16 protein-coding genes and 1 other RNA gene are annotated in these 19,440 nt (G+C 71.3%); 15 read left to right on the forward strand and 2 right to left on the reverse strand.

The genetic code is table 11. From position 1 onward, the window contains the following. Positions 1–28: 28 nt before the first annotated feature. From ACZ5Y0_RS19780 to ACZ5Y0_RS19790, 3 genes are all read left to right on the forward strand, one after another. On the forward strand, positions 29–1,294 hold the full coding sequence (locus ACZ5Y0_RS19780) for a serine/threonine-protein kinase (RefSeq protein ID WP_469129973.1): 1,266 nt from the start codon (positions 29–31) through the stop codon (positions 1,292–1,294). Between the two features lie 284 nt (positions 1,295–1,578). Then, positions 1,579–2,685 (forward strand): peptide chain release factor 2, encoded by a 1,107-nt coding sequence (gene prfB / locus ACZ5Y0_RS19785; RefSeq protein WP_467512395.1) that lies wholly within the window; start codon positions 1,579–1,581, stop codon positions 2,683–2,685. Positions 2,686–2,988: 303 nt separating this feature from the next. After that, a complete protein-coding gene (locus tag ACZ5Y0_RS19790) occupies positions 2,989–3,900 on the forward strand; it encodes a hypothetical protein (RefSeq protein ID WP_469129974.1) in 912 nt (303 codons plus the stop codon). Between the two features lie 98 nt (positions 3,901–3,998). Here ACZ5Y0_RS19790 and ACZ5Y0_RS19795 read toward each other — a convergent pair whose 3' ends face one another. Next, the gene (locus ACZ5Y0_RS19795; RefSeq protein ID WP_469129975.1) at positions 3,999–4,190 is read right to left on the reverse strand and encodes a hypothetical protein; all 192 of its coding nucleotides are present in this window, start codon (positions 4,188–4,190) and stop codon (positions 3,999–4,001) included. Positions 4,191–4,427: 237 nt separating this feature from the next. Here ACZ5Y0_RS19795 and ftsE point away from each other — a divergent pair, with 237 nt between their 5' ends. From ftsE to ssrA, 5 genes are all read left to right on the forward strand, one after another. Next, positions 4,428–5,117, forward strand: a complete 690-nt coding sequence (gene ftsE / locus ACZ5Y0_RS19800; RefSeq protein ID WP_067235911.1) for a cell division ATP-binding protein FtsE — start codon at positions 4,428–4,430, stop codon at positions 5,115–5,117. A 36-nt stretch (positions 5,118–5,153) separates the two neighbouring features. Beyond that, positions 5,154–6,071 (forward strand): permease-like cell division protein FtsX, encoded by a 918-nt coding sequence (gene ftsX / locus ACZ5Y0_RS19805; protein ID WP_469129976.1) that lies wholly within the window; start codon positions 5,154–5,156, stop codon positions 6,069–6,071. A 68-nt stretch (positions 6,072–6,139) separates the two neighbouring features. After that, on the forward strand, positions 6,140–7,309 hold the full coding sequence (locus ACZ5Y0_RS19810) for a S41 family peptidase (RefSeq protein WP_469129977.1): 1,170 nt from the start codon (positions 6,140–6,142) through the stop codon (positions 7,307–7,309). 68 nt (positions 7,310–7,377) lie between these two features. Beyond that, positions 7,378–7,920 carry an SsrA-binding protein SmpB gene (gene smpB / locus ACZ5Y0_RS19815; protein ID WP_469129978.1) on the forward strand — a complete coding sequence of 181 codons (543 nt, stop codon included), beginning with the start codon at positions 7,378–7,380 and terminating at the stop codon, positions 7,918–7,920. Positions 7,921–8,039: 119 nt separating this feature from the next. Continuing rightward, positions 8,040–8,428: a transfer-messenger RNA gene (ssrA, locus tag ACZ5Y0_RS19820) on the forward strand. A gap of 294 nt (positions 8,429–8,722) precedes the next feature. On the opposite strand, the gene ACZ5Y0_RS19825 is transcribed toward ssrA, so the two are convergent. Next, positions 8,723–9,967 (reverse strand): MFS transporter, encoded by a 1,245-nt coding sequence (locus ACZ5Y0_RS19825; RefSeq protein WP_469129979.1) that lies wholly within the window; start codon positions 9,965–9,967, stop codon positions 8,723–8,725. Between the two features lie 83 nt (positions 9,968–10,050). Here ACZ5Y0_RS19825 and ACZ5Y0_RS19830 point away from each other — a divergent pair, with 83 nt between their 5' ends. The 7 genes from ACZ5Y0_RS19830 (at position 10,051) to ACZ5Y0_RS19860 (ending at position 19,357) form a co-directional block, all read left to right on the forward strand. After that, positions 10,051–11,010, forward strand: a complete 960-nt coding sequence (locus ACZ5Y0_RS19830) for a LysR family transcriptional regulator (protein WP_469129980.1) — start codon at positions 10,051–10,053, stop codon at positions 11,008–11,010. Between the two features lie 346 nt (positions 11,011–11,356). Then, complete coding sequence (locus ACZ5Y0_RS19835; RefSeq protein WP_469129981.1) at positions 11,357–12,772, forward strand: nitrate/nitrite transporter; 1,416 nt, start codon at positions 11,357–11,359, stop codon at positions 12,770–12,772. Between the two features lie 100 nt (positions 12,773–12,872). Continuing rightward, positions 12,873–14,057: a uroporphyrinogen-III synthase gene (locus ACZ5Y0_RS19840; RefSeq protein ID WP_469129982.1), complete on the forward strand. Its 1,185-nt coding sequence runs from the start codon at positions 12,873–12,875 to the stop codon at positions 14,055–14,057. A gap of 570 nt (positions 14,058–14,627) precedes the next feature. Then, entirely contained in the window at positions 14,628–15,224 is a 597-nt protein-coding gene (locus tag ACZ5Y0_RS19845) for a CGNR zinc finger domain-containing protein (RefSeq protein WP_469129983.1), read from the forward strand. A gap of 342 nt (positions 15,225–15,566) precedes the next feature. Then, a complete protein-coding gene (locus ACZ5Y0_RS19850; RefSeq protein ID WP_010039908.1) occupies positions 15,567–16,088 on the forward strand; it encodes a sigma-70 family RNA polymerase sigma factor in 522 nt (173 codons plus the stop codon). Then, on the forward strand, positions 16,088–16,918 hold the full coding sequence (locus tag ACZ5Y0_RS19855; protein WP_469129984.1) for an anti-sigma factor family protein: 831 nt from the start codon (positions 16,088–16,090) through the stop codon (positions 16,916–16,918). The genes ACZ5Y0_RS19850 and ACZ5Y0_RS19855 overlap by 1 nt, the downstream gene beginning before the upstream one ends. A 60-nt stretch (positions 16,919–16,978) precedes the next feature. Further along, the gene (locus tag ACZ5Y0_RS19860; protein WP_469129985.1) at positions 16,979–19,357 is read left to right on the forward strand and encodes a HelD family protein; all 2,379 of its coding nucleotides are present in this window, start codon (positions 16,979–16,981) and stop codon (positions 19,355–19,357) included. Positions 19,358–19,440: the final 83 nt, after the last annotated feature.

Here is a 19,440-nt window from a genome sequence, read left to right on the forward strand (position 1 = left end):
TCGGCAACACGCGTCTGTAGGAGCAGCCTTGGCACGGAAGATCGGCAGCCGGTACACCGCCCACCAGATCCTGGGACGCGGCAGCGCCGGCACGGTGTGGCTGGGCGAGGGGCCGGACGGTCCCGTCGCCGTCAAGCTGCTGCGCGAGGACCTCGCCTCCGACGAGGAACTGGTGGGCCGCTTCGTGCAGGAGCGCACCGCCCTGCTCGGTCTGGAACACCCCCACGTGGTCTCCGTACGGGACCTGGTGGTCGACGGCAACGACCTCGCGCTCGTCATGGACCTGGTCCGCGGCACGGATCTGCGGACCCGCCTCGACCGGGACCGCCGGCTCGCGCCCGAGGCCGCGGTGGCGATCGTCGCGGACGTCGCCGAGGGGCTCGCCGCCGCGCATGCCGCCGGGATCGTCCACCGGGACGTCAAACCGGAGAACATCCTCCTCGACATGCGGGGCCCGCTCGGCCCCGGCGGCTCGCACCGGGCCCTGCTGACCGACTTCGGCGTCGCGAAGCTGATCGACACGCCCAAGCGGACCCGCGCCACGAAGATCATCGGCACGCCGGACTACCTCGCCCCCGAGATCGTCGAAGGCCTCCCGCCGCGGGCCTCGGTGGACATCTACGCGCTGGCCACCGTGCTGTACGAGCTGCTCGCGGGCTTCACGCCGTTCGGTGGCGGGCATCCGGGCGCGGTGCTGCGCCGGCACGTCACCGAGTCCGTCGCCCCGCTGCCCGGCATCCCCGACGAGCTGTGGCAGCTGATCGTGCAGTGCCTGGCCAAGGCGCCGGCCTCCCGGCTGCGGGCCTCCGAACTGGCCGCCCGGCTGCGCGAGCAGCTGCCGATCCTGGCGGGGATGCCGCCACTGGACGTGGACGAGCCGGACGTGGAGGCGCCGGAGGACGGCGAGCCGGGGGCGGGCCGTGCCGAGACCGTGCAGGCGCCGGTCCCCTCGGACACCGACCGGCGGACCCGGCGGGGGTCGGTCTCCCTGGTGCCCGGCGCCAAGCCGGACTCCAACCGGGACACGCACACCTCGATGCGGGTGCCCGCGCCGGACGAGCTGGCGGGCGGGGCGCACGGGACCGCGCGGGTGCCTCGGGCGGCGGGGGCGCCGCGGCCGGGGTCGGCGCGCAACCGTGCGGCCACTCGGCGGCGGCGGCTCGTGGTGGGGGTGGCCGCCGCGGTGCTGGTGGCCGCGGCGGGGGTGGGGACGTGGGTGGCCACGGCGGGGGACGGCGACGGGGCCGGACCCGTTCCCGGGGAGTCGGGGAACTCGGCGCCGGCGTCGCCCTGAGCGAGGAGTTCCGCCCCGCCGCCCCTACCTTGCCGGCTTGCCCCTGAGGGCTGCCGCCCCGGGCCCGCGCTCCGGCCCCATGACGGCCTCGTCCTCGAACTCCCCCGGCGGGAACACCCCAGAAGGACCGGGTCGCCCCCGACCGGCGCCGACAGGTCCGCCGTCGGCCGGGTGATGCCGGCCGGGTGATGCCGGGTGGGTGATGCCGGGTGGGTGATGTCGGGCGGGCCCGGCTGGTGCCGCCATCGGCGCCTCACGCTTGGCGGAGCCGTTACGCTGGAGGGGTGGCAGTCGTCGATGTATCCGAAGAGCTCAAATCCCTCTCCTCGACCATGGAGTCGATCGAGGCCGTTCTGGACCTCGACAAGCTGAGGGCAGACATCGCCGTGCTCGAGGAGCAGGCGGCCGCGCCGTCCCTGTGGGACAACCCGGACGAGGCGCAGAAGATCACCAGCAAGCTGTCCCACCTCCAGGCCGAGGTCAGGAAGGCCGACACGCTGCGCGGCCGGATCGACGATCTCTCCGTGCTGTTCGAGATGGCCGAGGAGGAGGACGACCCGGACACCCGTGCCGAGGCCGAGTCCGAGCTGGTCGCCGTCAAGAAGGCGCTGGACGAGATGGAGGTGCGGACGCTGCTCAGCGGGGAGTACGACTCCCGCGAGGCGCTCGTCAACATCCGCGCCGAGGCCGGTGGCGTCGACGCCGCCGACTTCGCCGAGAAGCTCCAGCGGATGTACCTGCGGTGGGCCGAGCAGAAGGGCTACAAGACCGAGATCTACGAGACCTCCTACGCCGAGGAGGCCGGCATCAAGTCGACCACCTTCGCCGTGCAGATCCCGTACGCCTACGGCACCCTCTCCGTCGAGCAGGGCACGCACCGGCTGGTGCGCATCTCGCCCTTCGACAACCAGGGGCGCCGCCAGACCTCCTTCGCGGGCGTCGAGGTCCTCCCGGTGGTCGAGCAGACCGACCACATCGAGATCGACGAGTCCGAACTGCGCGTGGACGTCTACCGCTCCTCCGGCCCCGGCGGCCAGGGCGTGAACACCACCGACTCCGCGGTGCGCCTCACCCACCTCCCCACCGGCATCGTCGTCTCCTGTCAGAACGAGCGGTCGCAGATCCAGAACAAGGCGACCGCGATGAACGTCCTCCAGGCCAAGCTCCTCGAGCGGCGCCGCCAGGAGGAGCAGGAGAAGATGAACGCCCTCAAGGGCGACGGCGGCAACTCCTGGGGCAACCAGATGCGTTCCTACGTCCTGCACCCGTACCAGATGGTGAAGGACTTGCGCACCGACTTCGAGGTCGGCAACCCGGAGGCCGTTTTCAACGGTGAGATCGACGGGTTCCTGGAGGCCGGCATTCGCTGGCGCAAGCAGCAGGAGAAGTAACTTTGTCGACAAGGCAACTGCCCCCGGGGTGGGGGTGGTTGCCTTTTCGCTTGCCTGCGCTTTCCGGCATGTCTGGGTTTTACGTCACACTCACACCTTCAACGTGCGGCAAAGCGTGCTGAGTTGGACATTGCGTGCGCAACGGCCTTGACGTTGCTTTGAAAAATGGGAAGGGTGCACTTTGGCATGCGTATCTCTGGGGCGCATGTGAACCGGGGGGCCCTGCCAGTTCCGGCCACCCCCGTCGATCACCGCCCCGGCGCGGCCTCATCGACGATTTCGGCTACTGGGGGTAGCAACCATATGACCAAGAAGACGCGCGTCCGCATCGCGCGCATCGCCGCGGGCGCAGTGATCGCCGCGGGCGCCTCGCTGACCGTGGCGGGTGTGGCTTCGGCCACCGGTGACGAGGGTGGCCTCAGCGGCCTTGTGGAGACGTCCGGTGACGTCACGGTGCAGACGGGCGACGACCCGATCTGCGACATCGTCGCCGACCCCGACTGCGATGACGAGGAGCCCGGGACCGCCTCCGTCGGCGGCGCCGCCTCGATCGGTGGCGCTACTGCTTCGGGCGACCAGAGCAACGGCGGCGCTGCTGCTTCGGGCGACCAGAGCAACGGCGGCGCTGCTGCTTCGGGCGACCAGAGCAACGGCGGCGCTGCTGCTTCGGGCGACCAGAGCAACGGTGGCGCTGCTGCTTCGGGTGACCAGAGCAACGGCGGCGCCGGCAACAACGGTGGCGGCAACAACGGCGGTGCCGGCAACAACGGTGGCGGCAACAACGGTGGCGCTGCTGCTTCGGGTGACCAGAGCAACGGTGGCGGCAACAACGGTGGCGGCAACAACGGTGGCGCCAGCAACGGCGGCACCTCCACCACCGGCGGGTCCAGCAGCACCGGTGGTTCCACCGACGGCGGTTCCACCACGGGTGGCGGCTCCACCTCCGGTGGTTCGACCTCCGGTGGCTCCACCACCGGCGGTTCCGGCACCACCCCCGACGGCACCGCCGCTCAGGAGGTCGGCAGCTCCGCGCTGACCGACACCTCGGACACGACCTCCGACAACGCCGCCCAGGGCGGTGGCAAGGAGCTGGCCGAGACCGGTGCCGGGCAGACCACGTTCCTGATCATCGGTGCCGCCACGATGATCGTCGGCGGCGTCGGCTTCCGTGTTCTCCCGCGTCTCGCGGAGGGCCGCGGCGGGGCCGCTGCCTGACGGTAGCCGGCCGCACCGGTAGGTGACGTACGCGCGAAGGGCCCGGAGCTGAGAAGCTCCGGGCCCTTCGGTGTCGTACGGGTCGGTGTCGTACGGGGCTACGCGGTCTGGTGGGCGAGCAGCGCCACCGCGGCCACCAGCACCGCCAGCAGCGCGATCAGTGCCATCGGGTTCAGTCCCGCGAAGAAGTTGTCCTGTTGCAGCCGCTCGCGGTTCGCGCGGCACACCGAGCACCGGCCCTCGCTCACGGGCGCGGCGCAGTTAGCGCACACCAGCCGGTCGTACGTCATGCGCTCGCCCTCCTTGCACCGGTTCCACGTAGAGAACGCCCGCCCTGACGCAAACGTTCCCCTCCACTCTGCCAGGTTCCGCGGGATTCAGCGCGGGGTCCCGGCAGGAGCTGCCTCACAGGGCGGTGGCCGTACAAAAACGCACAAGCCGCACGCAACCGTGACCGGTGCCTGCGCACGCCTCCCCGGTTCGCGTATGGTCACGCTCATCTACCCCCGGCGACCCGTGGTGCATCCGTGATCCGATTCGACAATGTCTCCAAGGTCTACCCCAAGCAGACCCGCCCCGCACTCAGGGATGTGTCCCTGGAAGTGGAGAAGGGCGAGTTCGTGTTCCTCGTGGGGTCCTCCGGCTCCGGGAAGTCCACCTTCCTGCGGCTGGTCCTCCGTGAGGAGCGGTGCAGTCACGGTCAGGTGCACGTCCTCGGCAAGGACCTCGCGCGCCTGTCCAACTGGAAGGTGCCGCAGATGCGCCGCCAGTTGGGGACGGTCTTCCAGGACTTCCGGCTGCTGCCCAACAAGACGGTCGCCGAGAACGTCGCCTTCGCGCAGGAGGTGATCGGCAAGTCCCGCGGGGAGATCCGCAAGTCCGTGCCGCAGGTGCTCGACCTCGTCGGGCTCGGTGGCAAGGAGGACCGGATGCCCGGCGAGCTGTCCGGTGGTGAGCAGCAACGGGTGGCCATCGCCAGGGCCTTCGTGAACCGGCCCAAGCTGCTGATCGCCGACGAGCCCACCGGCAACCTCGACCCGCAGACCTCCGTCGGCATCATGAAACTGCTCGACCGGATCAACCGGACGGGTACCACCGTGGTGATGGCGACGCACGACCAGAACATCGTGGACCAGATGCGCAAGCGCGTCATCGAGCTGGAGAAGGGCCGCCTCGTCCGCGACCAGGCCCGCGGCGTCTACGGCTACCAGCACTGACCGCGACCGTCCACGGAAAGGCTTGAACAACCCGCCATGCGCGCCCAGTTCGTACTGTCCGAGATCGGTGTCGGTCTCCGTCGCAACCTGACGATGACCTTCGCCGTCATCGTCTCCGTCGCCCTGTCCCTCGCCCTGTTCGGCGGGTCGCTCCTGATGAGCGACCAGGTCAACACGATGAAGGGCTACTGGTACGACAAGGTCAACGTCTCGATCTTCCTCTGCAACAAGAGTGATGCCGAGTCGGACCCCAACTGCGCCAAGGGCGCGGTGACCGAGGACCAGAAGAAGCAGATCAAGTCCGACCTCGGCAAGATGGCGGTCGTCGACTCGGTGACGTACGAGTCGCAGGACGACGCCTACAAGCACTACAAGGAGCAGTTCGGCGACTCCCCGCTGGCCAGTTCGCTCACGCCGGACCAGATGCAGGAGTCGTACCGGATCAAGCTGAAGGACCCGCAGAAGTACGAGGTCATCGCGACCGCCTTCGACGGGCGGGACGGCGTGCAGTCGGTGCAGGACCAGAAGGGCATCCTCGACAACCTCTTCGGGCTGCTCAACGGCATGAACTGGGCGGCGCGGGCGGTGATGGCGCTGATGCTCGTGGTGGCGCTGATGCTGATCGTCAACACCGTGCGCGTCTCGGCGTTCAGCCGACGGCGTGAAACCGGGATCATGCGCCTGGTCGGCGCCTCGGGCTTCTACATCCAGGCGCCGTTCATCGCCGAGGCCGCGGTCGCCGGTCTCATCGGTGGCGGAGTCGCGTGCGGATTCCTCGTGCTCGCCCGGTACTTCATCATCGACCACGGCCTGGCCCTGTCCGAGAAGCTGAACCTGATCAACTTCATCGGCTGGGACGCGGTGCTGACCAAGCTTCCGCTCATCCTCGCCACCAGCCTGCTGATGCCCGCGCTGGCTGCGTTCTTCGCCCTGCGCAAGTACCTGAAGGTGTGACGCATGCCAAGGGGGTCGTACGGTCAAGCGACCGTACGGCCCCAACGCGTTCCCCTAGACTCACCGCCATGTCAGGCCGCGTCCCGTTCAGTTCGTCCCGCCGCTTCGGCCGCGGGGCCGCCCTGACCTTGGTGTTCGCGAGCGTGCTCGTCGCGGGCGCGGCGACCGGCTCGCTGCCCGACGACGGCGGCGGGGCCGCGTCCGGCACGGCCCGCGCCACCGGCCCCACCAACTCTCCCGAGGCCGTGACCAGGGCCGCCGAGGAGGCGATGGCCGACGGAAAATCGCCCCTGGAGGCCGCCGAGCGCGCCGTCAGCCGCAGCGGGGACCGCTGGGCGGCGGTGTACTCCGAGCGCGAGTACGAGGAGTTCGCGGAGTCCCTCGACGGCCAGTACACCGGCGTGGGCCTGGAGGCGCGGCGTGAGCGGAACGGCCGGATCGAGGTCACCAAGGTGCAGGCCGGGTCGCCGGCGGCCGCCGCCGGGATCCGCGCGGGCGACCGGCTGCGCGCCGTCGACGGACGCGCCGTCGACGGACGTCCGGTCACCGACGTCGTCTCCTTACTGCGCGGTGACGCGACGGACGCGCCCGCCGGCACCACCGTCCGTCTCGGCCTGGAGCGCGGCACACGCGCGTGGACCGAGACGCTGCGCCGGGCCCGCCTGTCCACCGACTCTGTCACCGTGCGCACCCTCGCCGGGGGCGTCACCGTCATCAGGATCACCGCGTTCACCAAGGGCGTCGGCGACGCCGTCCGCACCGCCGTCGACTCCACCCCGGACGGCACCGGGATCGTCCTGGACCTGCGCGGCAACTCCGGGGGCCTGGTCACCGAGGCCGTCGCCACCGCCTCCGCCTTCCTCGACGGCGGCCTCGTCGCCACCTACGACGTCGACGGCGAGCAGCGCGCCCTGCACGCCGACTCCGGCGGCGACACCACGCGCCCCCTGGTGGCCCTCGTCGACGGCGGCACCATGAGCGCGGCCGAACTGCTCACCGGTGCCCTGCGGGACCGCGGCCGGGCGGTCGTCGTCGGCTCCCGCACCTTCGGCAAGGGCTCGGTCCAGATGCCGAGCCGGCTGCCCGACGGCTCGGTCGCCGAGCTGACCGTCGGCCACTACCGCACCCCGTCGGGACGGACCGTCGACGGCACCGGCGTCACCCCGGATCTGGAGGCGGACGAGGAGGCGCTGGAGCGGGCCGGGACCGTGCTGAGCGGGCTCGGGGACGCCTCGTGAGCGTCCGGCCACGTCCCTGGTAATCGGCTTTCCCTCCAGGCCCCCGCAGGTGCGAAAATGGCCCGACTATGAACAAGGCAATGTACGTACCCAAGGAGTCCCAGCCGAAGCAGGGCAAACCGGCCGCGGAGAAGACCAAGGGCCAGCGCAAGATCGTCGCGCAGAACAAGAAGGCCCGGCACGACTACGCGATCATCGACGTCTACGAGGCCGGTCTCGTGCTCACCGGCACCGAGGTGAAGTCGCTGCGCCAGGGCCGTGCCTCGCTCGCCGACGGCTTCGTGCAGATCGACGGGAACGAGGCGTGGCTGCACAACGCCCACATCCCGGAGTACAGCCAGGGCAGCTGGACCAACCACTCCGCGCGCCGCAAGCGCAAGCTGCTGCTGCACCGTGAGGAGATCGACAAGCTGGCGTCGAAGTCGGAGGAGACGGGCCACACGATCGTGCCGCTCGTCCTGTATTTCAAGGACGGCCGCGCGAAGGCCGAGATCGCGCTGGCGCGAGGCAAGAAGGAGTACGACAAGCGGCAGACCCTGCGGGAGAAGCAGGACCGGCGGGAGTCGGACCGCGCGATCGCGGCGGCGAAGCGGAAGCAGCGCGCCCAGTAGCGGACCGGTGGCCGGTCGACGGAATGGACTGGCATCGTGCCGCGTCGGTCACGTACGATGGCCACAGTCCTCCACAGAGGGGACGTGCCGCCCCCTCGGGGGCGTTGAAAAATCAACATGGGGATGATCGGTTTCGACAGCGGCTGTTGAAGCAGGGGAAGCGTGTCGAGGAAGCGGCAATGATCTCGTAAACCATATGTCGCAAAAAATAATCGCCAATTCCAAGAGCGATTCCCAGTCCTTCGCCCTCGCTGCCTAATAAGCAGTGAGTGAAGGACCCTTAATGGGTGTCAGCCCGGGAGTGTTCCCGACCCGGATCCTGGCATAATCTAGGGGACTAAACCATCGAGCCCGGCCACGGGGTTCGATGGGAAACCAAACAGTGGCTGGGCCCGTCGGCGACTTGTTCGCGTGATCGCCGGGGCCGAGAAAATCACAGCGAACTGCACACGGAGAAGCCCTGATTCTGCACCGTTGGACGCGGGTTCGATTCCCGCCATCTCCACCACCCCATGTGAAGAGAGAGCCCCGCCCCCTCACGGAGGCGGGGTTTTCTGTTGTCCGTCGGACGAGAGCCGGGCGCGTGGGCCCGTGTCACCCCCTTCCTCGGACCGGCCGGCAGCGGGTCGCCTTCCGCACCTCCTCGCCGGCCGGCTTCCCCGTCAACGGCTGCACCGTCGGCGTGCGCTCGAAGGTGTCGCCCGGGCGTGCACGCACCGCGTCGTCGTGGACCTGCTTCGGGCGCGTCGACGGGGATCGCGGGATGCGGCCGGGCCCGGGCTCGCAGGGTGTCTCGTCCGGGTCAGGCGAGCCCGGCCCGCCCCGGACGAGAGGCCCTGGCCGCGCCGGTCGTCTCCGGTACGCCCCGCCGGACGGCCGCCAGGGAGATCAGCAGCGCCGTCGCCGCCGCGAGCACCGGTATCCCGTAGCCCGCCTGCGGGGAGACCTGGTCGGTGACCCAGCCGCCGGCCGCGCTGCCGCAGGCGATGCCGCCGAGCAGGCCCGTCACGGCCAGGGTCATGCCCTCGTTGAGGCGGCCCGGCGGTGTGCGCTCCTGGACCAGCGCCATCGTGGTGACCATCGTCGGTGCCGTCGCCGTCCCCGCCACCAGCAGCGCGCCGGCCAGCAGCGGCAGCGAACCGGCCACCGCCGCCGCGAACAGGGGCAGCGTCAGCAGGACGGTCATCGCGGCCACGCTCCACGGATGCCGGCGCGTGGCCGGGCCCGACAACCGCACCGCCCCGAACGCCAGCCCCGCCGCGCACGATCCGGCCGCCTGGAGCGCGAGCACCGCACCGGCCGCGGCGGCGTGCCCCCGCGTGTCCGCGAAGGCGATCGTCACGACCTCCGTCGCCCCGAACACCGCCCCCAGCGCCAGACAGCACAGGAGAAGCGGGACGACGCCGGGCGCGCGCAGCGGCGACGGTCCGGCCGCCGTACGGGGGTGGGGCGGCGGCTCGGTCGCGCGCTGGGCGGTGAACACCAGGATCCCGGTCACCAGCAGCGCGGCCCCGGCCAGCGTGCCGGCCTCCGGGAAGAACGTGCCGCACAGGAAGGCGGCGAGGACCGGGCCCAGCATGAAGCACAGCTCGTCGGCGGCCTGCTCGAAGGAGTTCGCGGTGTGCAGGCCGGCCGGGTCGCCCTGGAGAAGATGGCTCCAGCGGGCGCGGGACATGCCGCCGGTGTTGGGTGTGGTCGCGGTGGCGGCGTACGCGGCGAACAGGGTCCAGTCCGGGGCGCCCCCGCGCACGCACAGGACCAGCGCGAGGCTGCCGAGCAGCGCGAACAGCGTGGCGGGTACGGCGATCCGGGCCTGCCCGTACCGGTCGACGAGTCGCGCGATCCAGGGCGCGACCAGCGCGGTCGCGGCGAGCCCGGTCGCGGTGACGGCACCGGCGAGGGCGTACGAGCCGCGCGTGTCGGCGATCATCACGACCGCGCTCACGCTGAACATGCCCATGGGCAGGCGGGCCATGAGGTTCCCGGCGGTGAAGGCACGGGCGCCGGGGACGGCGAGGAGGCGGCGGTAGGGGTTCGGCTGCGGCATGCCTCCACCGTCGCCCGCGGACGATCATGAGGTCCAACACCTGTTCGATGCGGATTCACGCACGCACGTTGTAAGTTCGCCCGATGCCCGCTCATCTCGATCCCCGCCTGCTGCGTGCCTTCCTCGCCGTCTCCGAGGAACTCCACTTCACCCGCGCCGCGGCCCGCCTCTACGTCGCCCAGCAGGCCCTCAGCCGGGACGTACGGCGGCTGGAGCGCGAGCTGGGCGCCGAACTGTTCCTGCGGACCACCCGGCAGGTGACGCTCACCGCCGACGGCGAGCGGCTGGTGCCCCACGCGCGCGACGTGCTCCGCGCGCTGGACGACCTGCTCGCCGCGTTCGGTCCGGCCCGCCCCCTGCTGGTCGACCTGAACTCCCCGGGACTGGCCACCGGCCGCAGGGTGCTGCACCGGGCCCAGGAACTCGCCCCCGAGCACGAGCTGATGGCCCGTTTCGAGAGCGGTCTGACCGGTGCCGCCGTGGAGATCGTCGCGGGCCGGCTGGACGCGTCGTTCGGCCGGTACGCGGGCCTGGACCCGGTGCTGAGGGCCCGGTTGGACCACCAACTCGTGCGCTACGAGCCGATGGCGGTCCTGCTGCCCGAGGGGCACCCGCTGGCGTCGGCGGCGGAGGTTCCGCTGTCCGCGCTGGCCGGGGAGCGGGTCTACGCGGGCGCGGGGAATCCGCGGACCCCGGAGTGGACCGACCTGGCCCGACTCCTGTTCGAGGGGCGCGGCATCGAGATCGCGCCGCCCGTCCCACTCGCCGTGGGGGAGGAGGAGTTCCGGCGGATCATGGCCAAGGAGCCCTCCCCGATCCTCGCGGTAGTGGGTTTTCCGGGCATGCCTGGAGCCGTGCTGCGGCCGCTCGTCGACCCGGTCCCGCTGTCCCCCGTGTCGCTGGTCTGGCGGAAGGGGTCGGCCCATCCGGCGCTCGATGTGCTGCGCCGGGCTGCGGTCGAAATCGGGGGTGCCGAGGGGTGGCTGGAGCGTCCCGCCGGGGGATGGATTCCAGCCATGGACATGGCTGGTGTGCAGGAATGAGACGGCGCGTACCCGTGAACGGGACATCGAACGCCCGGTCCGCCGGGGGCACGGCGCGACCGTCCTGATGGCCCCAGCTGCCGCCCGGCCGGCCGCTCACGCGGGCTGTGCCGTCCGTTTCGGCCTGGGGAGGACCTGGCGGAGGGACGACGCCCGAGGATCCGGCCGACGTACGGCCGGAAGCCCACCGGGCCCGACCTCTCATCCCGCCCGCGCGCGAGGTGAGAGCAACGTTCCCTTCCGGTCACCCACAGCCACAGGCCGGAAACGCGCCCTCCCTACCTTCGGGACTCATCACCGCTCGTCCCCCCGAACCACCCCGAGCCCCGGAGCACGTGGAGGCGTCATGACAGCCCCTGGTACAGCCCCCGCACCCCCGACCGACCCGCATGCCGCCTCGGCCCCCTCGAAGAAGGGAAGCCGCTGGATCGAGGAGTGGGACCCGGAGAACGAGGCCTTCTGGAACGCCAAGGGCGAGAAGATCGCCCGGCGCAACCTCCTCTTCTCCGTCCTCTCCGAGCACATCGGCTTCTCGATCTGGACCCTGTGGTCGGTGCTGGTGCTCTTCATGGGCCCGGAGTACGGCCTCACCCCCGCCGACAAGTTCCTGCTCACCTCCGTGGTGACCCTCGTCGGCGCGGTCGTGCGGGTGCCGTACACCTTCGCCGTCGCCGTGTTCGGCGGACGGAACTGGACGATCATCTCCGCCGCCATGCTGCTCGTCCCCGCGACCGCCGCGTTCACGGTGATGGAGCCGGGCACGTCGTTCAGCACCTTCCTCCTCGTGGGCCTGCTGGCCGGCGTCGGCGGCGGCAACTTCGCCTCCTCGATGACCAACATCAACGCCTTCTTCCCGCTCCGTAAGAAGGGCTGGGCGCTCGGCCTCAACGCAGGCGGCGGCAACATCGGCGTGCCGGTGATCCAGCTGGTCGCCCTCGCCGTCATCGGCGCGGGCGGCGGGCCGCGCGTGCTGCTCGGGATCTACATCCCGCTGATCTTCGTCGCCGCGACCCTCGCAGCGCTGTACATGGACAACCTGGCGTCCGTGAGGAACGACACCGGGGCCGCGATCGACGCCGCGAAGGACCGCCACACCTGGATCATGGCCTTCCTCTACGTCGGGACGTTCGGGTCGTTCATCGGGTACTCCTTCGCCTTCGGGCAGGTCCTCACCAACCAGTTCGGGCGTACGCCGCTCCAGGCCGCCTATCTCACCTTCGTCGGCCCGCTCCTCGGCTCCCTCATCCGCCCCGTCGGCGGCTGGCTCGCCGACCGCTACGGCGGGGCCCGCATCACCCTCTACAACTACGTGGGCATGGCCGCCGCCACCGCCGTCCTGGTCTTCGCCAGCATGCAGAAGTCGCTGCCGCTGTTCGTCTGCGTCTTCGTCGTCCTGTTCGTCCTCACCGGGCTCGGCAACGGGTCGACGTACAAGATGATCCCCGGCATCTTCCAGACGAAGGCCGTCGCGAAGGGACTCGTGGGCGAGGAGGCGGCCGCCTACGGACGCCGGCTCTCCGGCGCTTCCATGGGACTCATCGGAGCCGTCGGCGCGCTGGGCGGCGTCGGCATCAACCTCGCCTTCCGGCAGTCCTTCCTCTCCTACGGCACCGGCACCGGTGCCTTCATCGCCTTCCTCGCCTTCTACGGCGTGTGCTTCGCGGTCACCTGGGCCGTATACCTTCGCCGCCCGGCCGGTCGGATCACCGCCTCCGGCACCGCATCCGAGGCGAAGTCGCAGCTCAGCTACGCCGAGGTGTGACGTAACACTGGCGACACGAAGCCGAACCGAGCCTGTCACGCACCCTTGGCAGGCTCGCTCGGCATGTAGGTCCATACGACTCCAGTGCGGGACGAGAGTGATGTACGAGCAGCAACAGCAGCGACCGGACCACGACCCGGACGGCCGGGGCGCCGAACAGCACGGGCTCCTCGCCGGCTTCACGGTGGGGGTGACCGCCGCGCGCCGCGCCGACGAGCTCGGGGCGCTGCTCCAGCGGCGCGGGGCGGCGGTGCTGCACGCGCCCGCTCTGCGGATCGTGCCGCTCGCCGACGACGGCGAACTCCTCGCCGCAACCAAAAACCTCCTCGACCAGGCGCCCGACGTCGTGGTGGCCACCACCGCCATCGGCTTCCGCGGCTGGGTGGAGGCCGCCGACGGCTGGGGGCTCGGCGAACAGCTGATCGCCCGCCTCGGCGGTGTCGAACTGCTCGCCCGCGGGCCGAAGGTCAAGGGCGCGATCCGCGCCGCGGGGCTCACCGAGAAGTGGTCGCCGTCCAGCGAGTCGATGGCCGAGGTCCTCGACCGGCTGCTCGGGGAGGGCGTCGAGGGCCGCCGCATCGCCGTCCAGCTGCACGGCGAACCGCTGCCCGGCTTCGTGGAGGCACTGCGGGTCGGGGGAGCGGAGGTGGTGGGCGTGCCCGTGTACCGGTGGATGCCGCCGGAGGACATCTCGCCGGTCGACCGGCTGCTGGACGCCGCCGTCTCGCGCGGACTGGACGCGGTCACCTTCACCAGCGCGCCCGCCGCCGCCTCCCTGCTGTCCCGCGCCGAGGAGCGGGGCCTGCTGCCCGAGCTGCTCACCGCCCTGCACCACGACGTGCTGCCGGCCTGTGTCGGCCCCGTCACCGCGCTGCCCCTTCAGGAGCGCGGGGTGGACACCGTCTCTCCCGAGCGGTTCCGGCTCGGGCCGCTCGTGCAACTGCTGTGCAGGGAACTGCCGGGCCGGGCCCGCGCGCTGCCCGTCGCCGGGCACCGGGTCGAGATCCGGGGTCATGCCGTGCTGGTCGACGGCTGCCTCAAGCCCGTACCGCCGGCCGGGATGTCCCTGCTGCGGGCGCTGGCACGGCGGCCGGGCTGGGTCGTGCCGCGCGCCGACCTGCTGCGGGCGCTGCCCGGGACGGGGAAGGACGAGCATGCCGTGGAGACGGCGATGGCCCGGCTGCGGACCGCTCTGGGGGCGCCCAAGCTGATCCAGACCGTGGTGAAACGGGGGTACCGGCTGGCGCTGGACCCCGCGGCCGACGCGAAGTACGCGGACGCGTGAGGTGCGCAGTGTGACCGACGCGGAGGCTGCCTCCCCCGGACCCCCGCTTGCGGCCTGAACGGCCTCGGCCACGAACTCCCCTGGCGGGAGAAGGACTCCCGGACGGGCTGACACCTCCGACCCCGGCGTCACGGAGGAACAGGGGACGGGCTGATGTTCCGGCCCCTGTGCCGGGTGGTTCCCTGGGCGGAGCGGGGGTCCGCTCCGGTGCCGGGAGGACCCCCGACGGGCCGGGGGTCCGCTCCGGTGCCGGTAGGTACCCCGGACGGTTTGATGTTCCGTCCCTGTGCCGGGTGTTCCCTGGGCCGGCCGGGGGCCCGCTCCCTTGCCGGGACGGAGACCCCCGACGGGCCGGGAGTCCGCTCCCGTGCCGTGAGGGACCCCGGACGCTTCGATGTTCCGGCCCCTGTGCCGGTTGCAGGCCGGGAGCTTCTCCCCGGCGCGCGGGAAGGACCGTCTGACGGGCCGAAAGACACACCCCCGTCCGGGGTCTTCCGGCGACCCGCCCCCGCCCCGCACTGTGAAAGGTGACGCTTCCCCAAGCAGCCTCTCCTCGGCGGTGACAGGCACATGGCACTGGGCACGGGCACTCCCAGCTACGACCTCCGCTTCGACGCCGGGCGGATCTGCCTGGACCTCCTCGCCACCGCCCACCCCCTCGAACGGCTCGACGCGCTCCCGCCGTTGTGCGCCTGGATCGCCGGGTCCGGTCTCGTGCCTCCTGGCACCCCGCTGCCCCACGCCGGTCCCTCCTGGCCGCCCGCCTTCCGGGAACTGCGCGGCAGTGTCCGCCAGTTGGTGTCCGGATGGCTCGCCGGCGAGACGCGGCCGGTGTACGGTCCCGCCCTCGCGCACGTCAACGCCGTCGCACGTGCCGCGCCCCCGGTCCCCCGTGCCGTACGAGCGCAGGACGGTGGGCTCGTGCGGGAGCTGGAGGGGGGCCCGGAGTGCGCGGCGCTGCTCGCGGTGGTCGCGCGGGACGCGGTGGAGTTGCTCACCGACCCCGTCGCGCGAGCGGCCCTGCGGCAGTGCGCGGGGGACAACTGCCCGATCGTGTACGTCGACACGTCCCGCGGGCGGCGTCGGCGCTGGTGCTCCAGCGAGGTCTGCGGGAACCGCGAACGAGTCGCCCGGCACCGCCGGCGCGCGGCGCTCGCGCGTGCCTGAGCGCCGCAGCGAGGCAAGTGGGCTGTCCGCTATGGGGTGTTCGTGACCGTGCCGTCGAAGTGATTTCGATTACACGCCGTTTACCTTCGCCCGTCACCGGGAAGCGCTTCCCGACTTCTCGCCTGTGGGGGAAATGTAAAGAAAGAGGGGCGGGAATGTGCCCCGATGTTCCCCTTGTCATGTCAACTCACAGAAATCTGTCACTCCGGTTTGAACACGCGTGGGGCCGCGTCCGTACCGGTGGGGGAGCGACCGACTCGGGGGAACCCCCGGACACCGGAGGTGGGCGTGCGCAAGGATGCGGCCGTGGCCAATGAACGTGGATCGAGGGCCCGACATCGCATGTCCCAGCCCTCGGAACCCGATGAGGAGCTGATGCGTGCTCTGTATCGGGAGCATGCCGGACCTCTCCTCGCGTATGTCCTGCGACTGGTTGCCGGCGACCGGCAGCGCGCGGAGGACGTCGTGCAGGAGACACTCATCCGAGCCTGGAAGAACGCCGGTCAGCTCAACCGGGCGACCGGATCGGTACGCCCCTGGCTGGTGACGGTCGCGCGTCGCATCGTCATCGACGGCCACCGCAGCCGGCAGGCCCGGCCGCAGGAGGTCGACCCGTCGCCGCTGGAGGTCATCCCCGCGGAGGACGAGATCGACAAGGCGCTGTGGCTGATGACGCTGTCAGACGCTCTCGACGACCTGACCCCGGCCCACCGGGAGGTGCTCGTCGAGACGTATTTCAAGGGGCGTACCGTCAACGAGGCGGCCGAGACGCTGGGCATACCCAGCGGCACCGTGCGCTCACGGGTCTTCTACGCCCTGCGGTCGATGAAGCTGGCTCTCGAGGAGCGGGGGGTGACGGCGTGATGAGTGTTTACGGGGGATTCGGAACGGGTGGTTCGGGTATGTCTGGCCCCATGCAGGGATCTATGCAGGGATCTCCGAGCCCGAGCGAACACGAGACCGTGGGCGCCTATGCCCTGGGGATTCTCGACGACGCCGAGGCAACCGCTTTCGAGGCGCATCTCGCCGGGTGCGAGTGGTGCGCGCAGCAGCTCGACGAACTGGCCGGGATGGAGCCGATGCTGGCCGCGCTCGCGGACCTGCCCGGCGCCGGGACCCCCGCGATCGGTGAGTCCCTGTCCGCGAAACCGGGCCCGCGACTGGTCGAGAAGCTCGTCGTGGAGGTCTCCGACCGCCGCGCCCAGAAGCGTCGGCGCAGCATGTACATGATCGCGGCCGGTGTCGCGCTGATCATCGGCGGCCCGCTGGTGGCCGTGGCGGCCGGCGGCGGCGACGACAGTGGCGGCACCGGCATCGAGGCGGGTGTGAGCCCCGCGAAGTCGGCCTTCGAGACGCTCTCCGACAAGGTCACGGGCACCGACCCGGGCACCAAGGTCACCGCGACCGTCGCCATGGGCGAGAAGGCCTGGGGCACCGAGGCCGTGGTCGAGCTGAAGAACGTGGCGGGCCCCAACAAGTGCTCGCTCATCGCCGTCGGCAAGAACGGCGAACGGGAGACCATTTCGTCGTGGTCCGTCCCGGAATGGGGTTATGGCCTGCCCAACGCCAAGACCGAGCAGGCCAAGAACCCGCTCTACGTCCAGGGCGGCGCCGCGTTCACCCCGAACGAGATCGATCACTTCGAGGTCATGACCTTCGACGGAAAGAAGCTCGTCGAGGTCGACGCGCCGTAGCCTCCGGGGTCCCCCTTCGCGTACGGTTGACGGCTGCCCAGCACGTCAGAAGGGGGCCCGGTGGCCGCTCAGGCTCAGCAGGAATCCGCGGTCGACTCGGTTCAGGACTCAGTTCGTGACCGTGAGATCAGCGTCGAGCAAGAACACCTGGACCGGGTGTACCGGCGCCTCGAGGAGAAGATCCACGAGGCCGAGTTCCTCATGCACGACGCGGCCCGCCGCGGCCAGGTCGGCACGCCCGGCGCCCTGGCCGAGCGGGACGCGCAGGTGTTCCGGGCGGGGGTCCACCTCAACCGCCTCAACAACGAGTTCGAGGACTTCCTCTTCGGCCGGATCGACCTGCTCCCCGGCAAGGACGGCAGGAAGGGCCCCGACGGCGCCTACACCGCCGTGGAACCCGCGGACGGCGCGATCCGCGACGACAACACCGCCGACATCGCCGAGACACTCCACATCGGACGCATCGGGGTCCTCGACGAGGACTACGCCCCGCTCGTCATCGACTGGCGCGCCCCGGCAGCCGCGCCGTTCTACCGGTCCACGCCGGTCGACCCCGGCCGGGTGGTACGCCGCCGGGTCATCCGGTCCAAGGGGCGCCGGGTCCTCGGCGTCGAGGACGACCTGATGCGCCCGCAGCTCACGGCCCGCCTCGACGGCCGGGAACTGCCCGTCATCGGCGACGGCGCCCTCATGGCAGCCCTCGGCCAGGCCCGCAGCCACACCATGCGTGACATCGTCGCGTCCATCCAGGCCGAGCAGGACATGGTCATCCGTGCCCCCGCCGCCTCCGTCACCTACGTCGAGGGCGGGCCGGGCACCGGCAAGACCGCCGTCGCCCTGCACCGGGCCGCGTACCTCCTCTACCAGGACCGCCGCCGGTACGCGGGCGGCATCCTGATCGTCTCCCCGACCCCGCTGCTGGTGGCGTACACCGAGGGCGTCCTGCCCTCCCTCGGCGAGGAGGGCCAGGTCGCGATCCGCGCCATCGGCTCCCTCGTCGACGGCCTGGAGGCCACCCTGTACGACTCCCCGGCGGTCGCCCGCGCCAAGGGGTCGTACCGCATGCTGAAGGTGCTGCGGAAGGCGGCGCGCGGGGCGCTCGAAGTGGGGCGGCCGGGCGACGGCGCCCCGGCCGGGCAGCTCGCGTTCGGGGAGGACGACGACGCCGAGGCCCGTCCGCGGACTCCCGCCGGTACGCCCGACCGGCTGCGCGTCGTCGCCTTCGGGCGGCGTCTCGAACTGGAGGCGGGGGATCTCGACGCCATCCGGCAGAGCGCCCTCAGCGGCACCGCGCCGGTCAACCTGCTGCGCCCGCGCGCCCGCAAGCTCCTCCTGGACGCCCTGTGGGAGCGCTCCGGCGCGTCAGGCCGGCACAGCGACCCCGAACTGGCCGCCGAGCTGCGCTCCTCCTTCGACGAGGACGTGACGGGTGAGGACTCCTTCATCGCGTTCCTCGACGCCTGGTGGCCCGAGCTGACCCCGACGTCCGTCCTCGCCGCCATGGCCGACGAACGCCGGCTCGGCCGCTGGGCCCGTCGGATCCTCAACCCCGGCGAGGTCCGCAAGGTCGCCCGTTCGCTGAGGCGAGAGGGCCACTCGGTGCACGACATCGCGATGCTCGACGAGCTGCAAGCGATCCTCGGCGCCCCGGCCCGCCCCCGCAGAAGACGCGAACTCGACCCGCTGGACCAGCTCACCGGCCTGGAGGAGCTGATGCCGGTGCGTGAGGAATCGCAGCGCGAGCGGGCCGAGCGCCTCGCCCAGGAGCGCACCGAGTACGCGCACGTCATCGTCGACGAGGCTCAGGACCTCACGCCGATGCAGTGGCGCATGGTGGGCCGCCGCGGCCGGCACGCCACCTGGACGGTCGTCGGCGACCCGGCCCAGTCCTCGTGGTCCGACCCCGACGAGGCCGCCCAGGCCCGCGACGAGGCCCTCGGCAGCCGCCCGCGCCGCCGCTTCCAGCTCACCGTGAACTACCGCAACCCGGCGGAGATCGCCGAGCTGGCCGCGAAGGTGCTGGCGCTGGCGATGCCCGGTGCCGAGTCCCCGTCGGCGGTGCGGTCGACGGGAGTCGTACCGCGTTTCAGGGCGGTGGAGGACACCCTGGGCACCACCGTGCGGGCGGAGGCCGAACGTCTCCTGGAGCGGGTCGACGGCACCGTCGGCGTCGTCGTGGCCATGAACCGGCGCGAGGAGGCCCGGCGCTGGCTCGCCGGACTCGGCGGCCGTGTGGTGGCCCTCGGCAGCCTGGAGGCCAAGGGCCTGGAGTACGACGCGACGGTGGTCGTCTCCCCGGCAGAGATCGCCGACGAGTCCCCGGCCGGCCTGCGCGTGCTGTACGTGGCCCTGACCAGGGCGACCCAGCAGCTCACGGTCGTCTCGGCGGACCGCGACGAACCCGACGGGGACGGGGTGCCCGATCTGCTGAGGGACTGATTCCCGGGAAGTACGCGCACGGGAATGGTCTTTGGGGATCCGTTTGTTAGCCTGGGTGTGACACCGGCTCGATCCAAGCCCCC

It is taken from the genome of Streptomyces sp. NPDC033216, assembly GCF_055577115.1.

Bases quoted from the DNA above. Each gene is read 5' to 3' on its own strand.
- ACZ5Y0_RS19830 (WP_469129980.1), top strand. From the start codon at position 10,051: ATGCCCGCTCATCTCGATCCCCGCCTGCTGCGTGCCTTCCTCGCCGTC.
- ACZ5Y0_RS19795 (WP_469129975.1), bottom strand. From the start codon at position 4,190: ATGACGTACGACCGGCTGGTGTGCGCTAACTGCGCCGCGCCCGTGAGC.
- ACZ5Y0_RS19850 (WP_010039908.1), top strand. From the start codon at position 15,567: ATGTCCCAGCCCTCGGAACCCGATGAGGAGCTGATGCGTGCTCTGTAT.
- ACZ5Y0_RS19810 (WP_469129977.1), top strand. From the start codon at position 6,140: ATGTCAGGCCGCGTCCCGTTCAGTTCGTCCCGCCGCTTCGGCCGCGGG.
- ACZ5Y0_RS19845 (WP_469129983.1), top strand. From the start codon at position 14,628: ATGGCACTGGGCACGGGCACTCCCAGCTACGACCTCCGCTTCGACGCC.
- ACZ5Y0_RS19835 (WP_469129981.1), top strand. From the start codon at position 11,357: ATGACAGCCCCTGGTACAGCCCCCGCACCCCCGACCGACCCGCATGCC.
- ACZ5Y0_RS19855 (WP_469129984.1), top strand. From the start codon at position 16,088: ATGAGTGTTTACGGGGGATTCGGAACGGGTGGTTCGGGTATGTCTGGC.
- ftsX (WP_469129976.1), top strand. From the start codon at position 5,154: ATGCGCGCCCAGTTCGTACTGTCCGAGATCGGTGTCGGTCTCCGTCGC.
- smpB (WP_469129978.1), top strand. From the start codon at position 7,378: ATGAACAAGGCAATGTACGTACCCAAGGAGTCCCAGCCGAAGCAGGGC.
- ACZ5Y0_RS19825 (WP_469129979.1), bottom strand. From the start codon at position 9,967: ATGCCGCAGCCGAACCCCTACCGCCGCCTCCTCGCCGTCCCCGGCGCC.
- ACZ5Y0_RS19790 (WP_469129974.1), top strand. From the start codon at position 2,989: ATGACCAAGAAGACGCGCGTCCGCATCGCGCGCATCGCCGCGGGCGCA.
- ACZ5Y0_RS19840 (WP_469129982.1), top strand. From the start codon at position 12,873: ATGTACGAGCAGCAACAGCAGCGACCGGACCACGACCCGGACGGCCGG.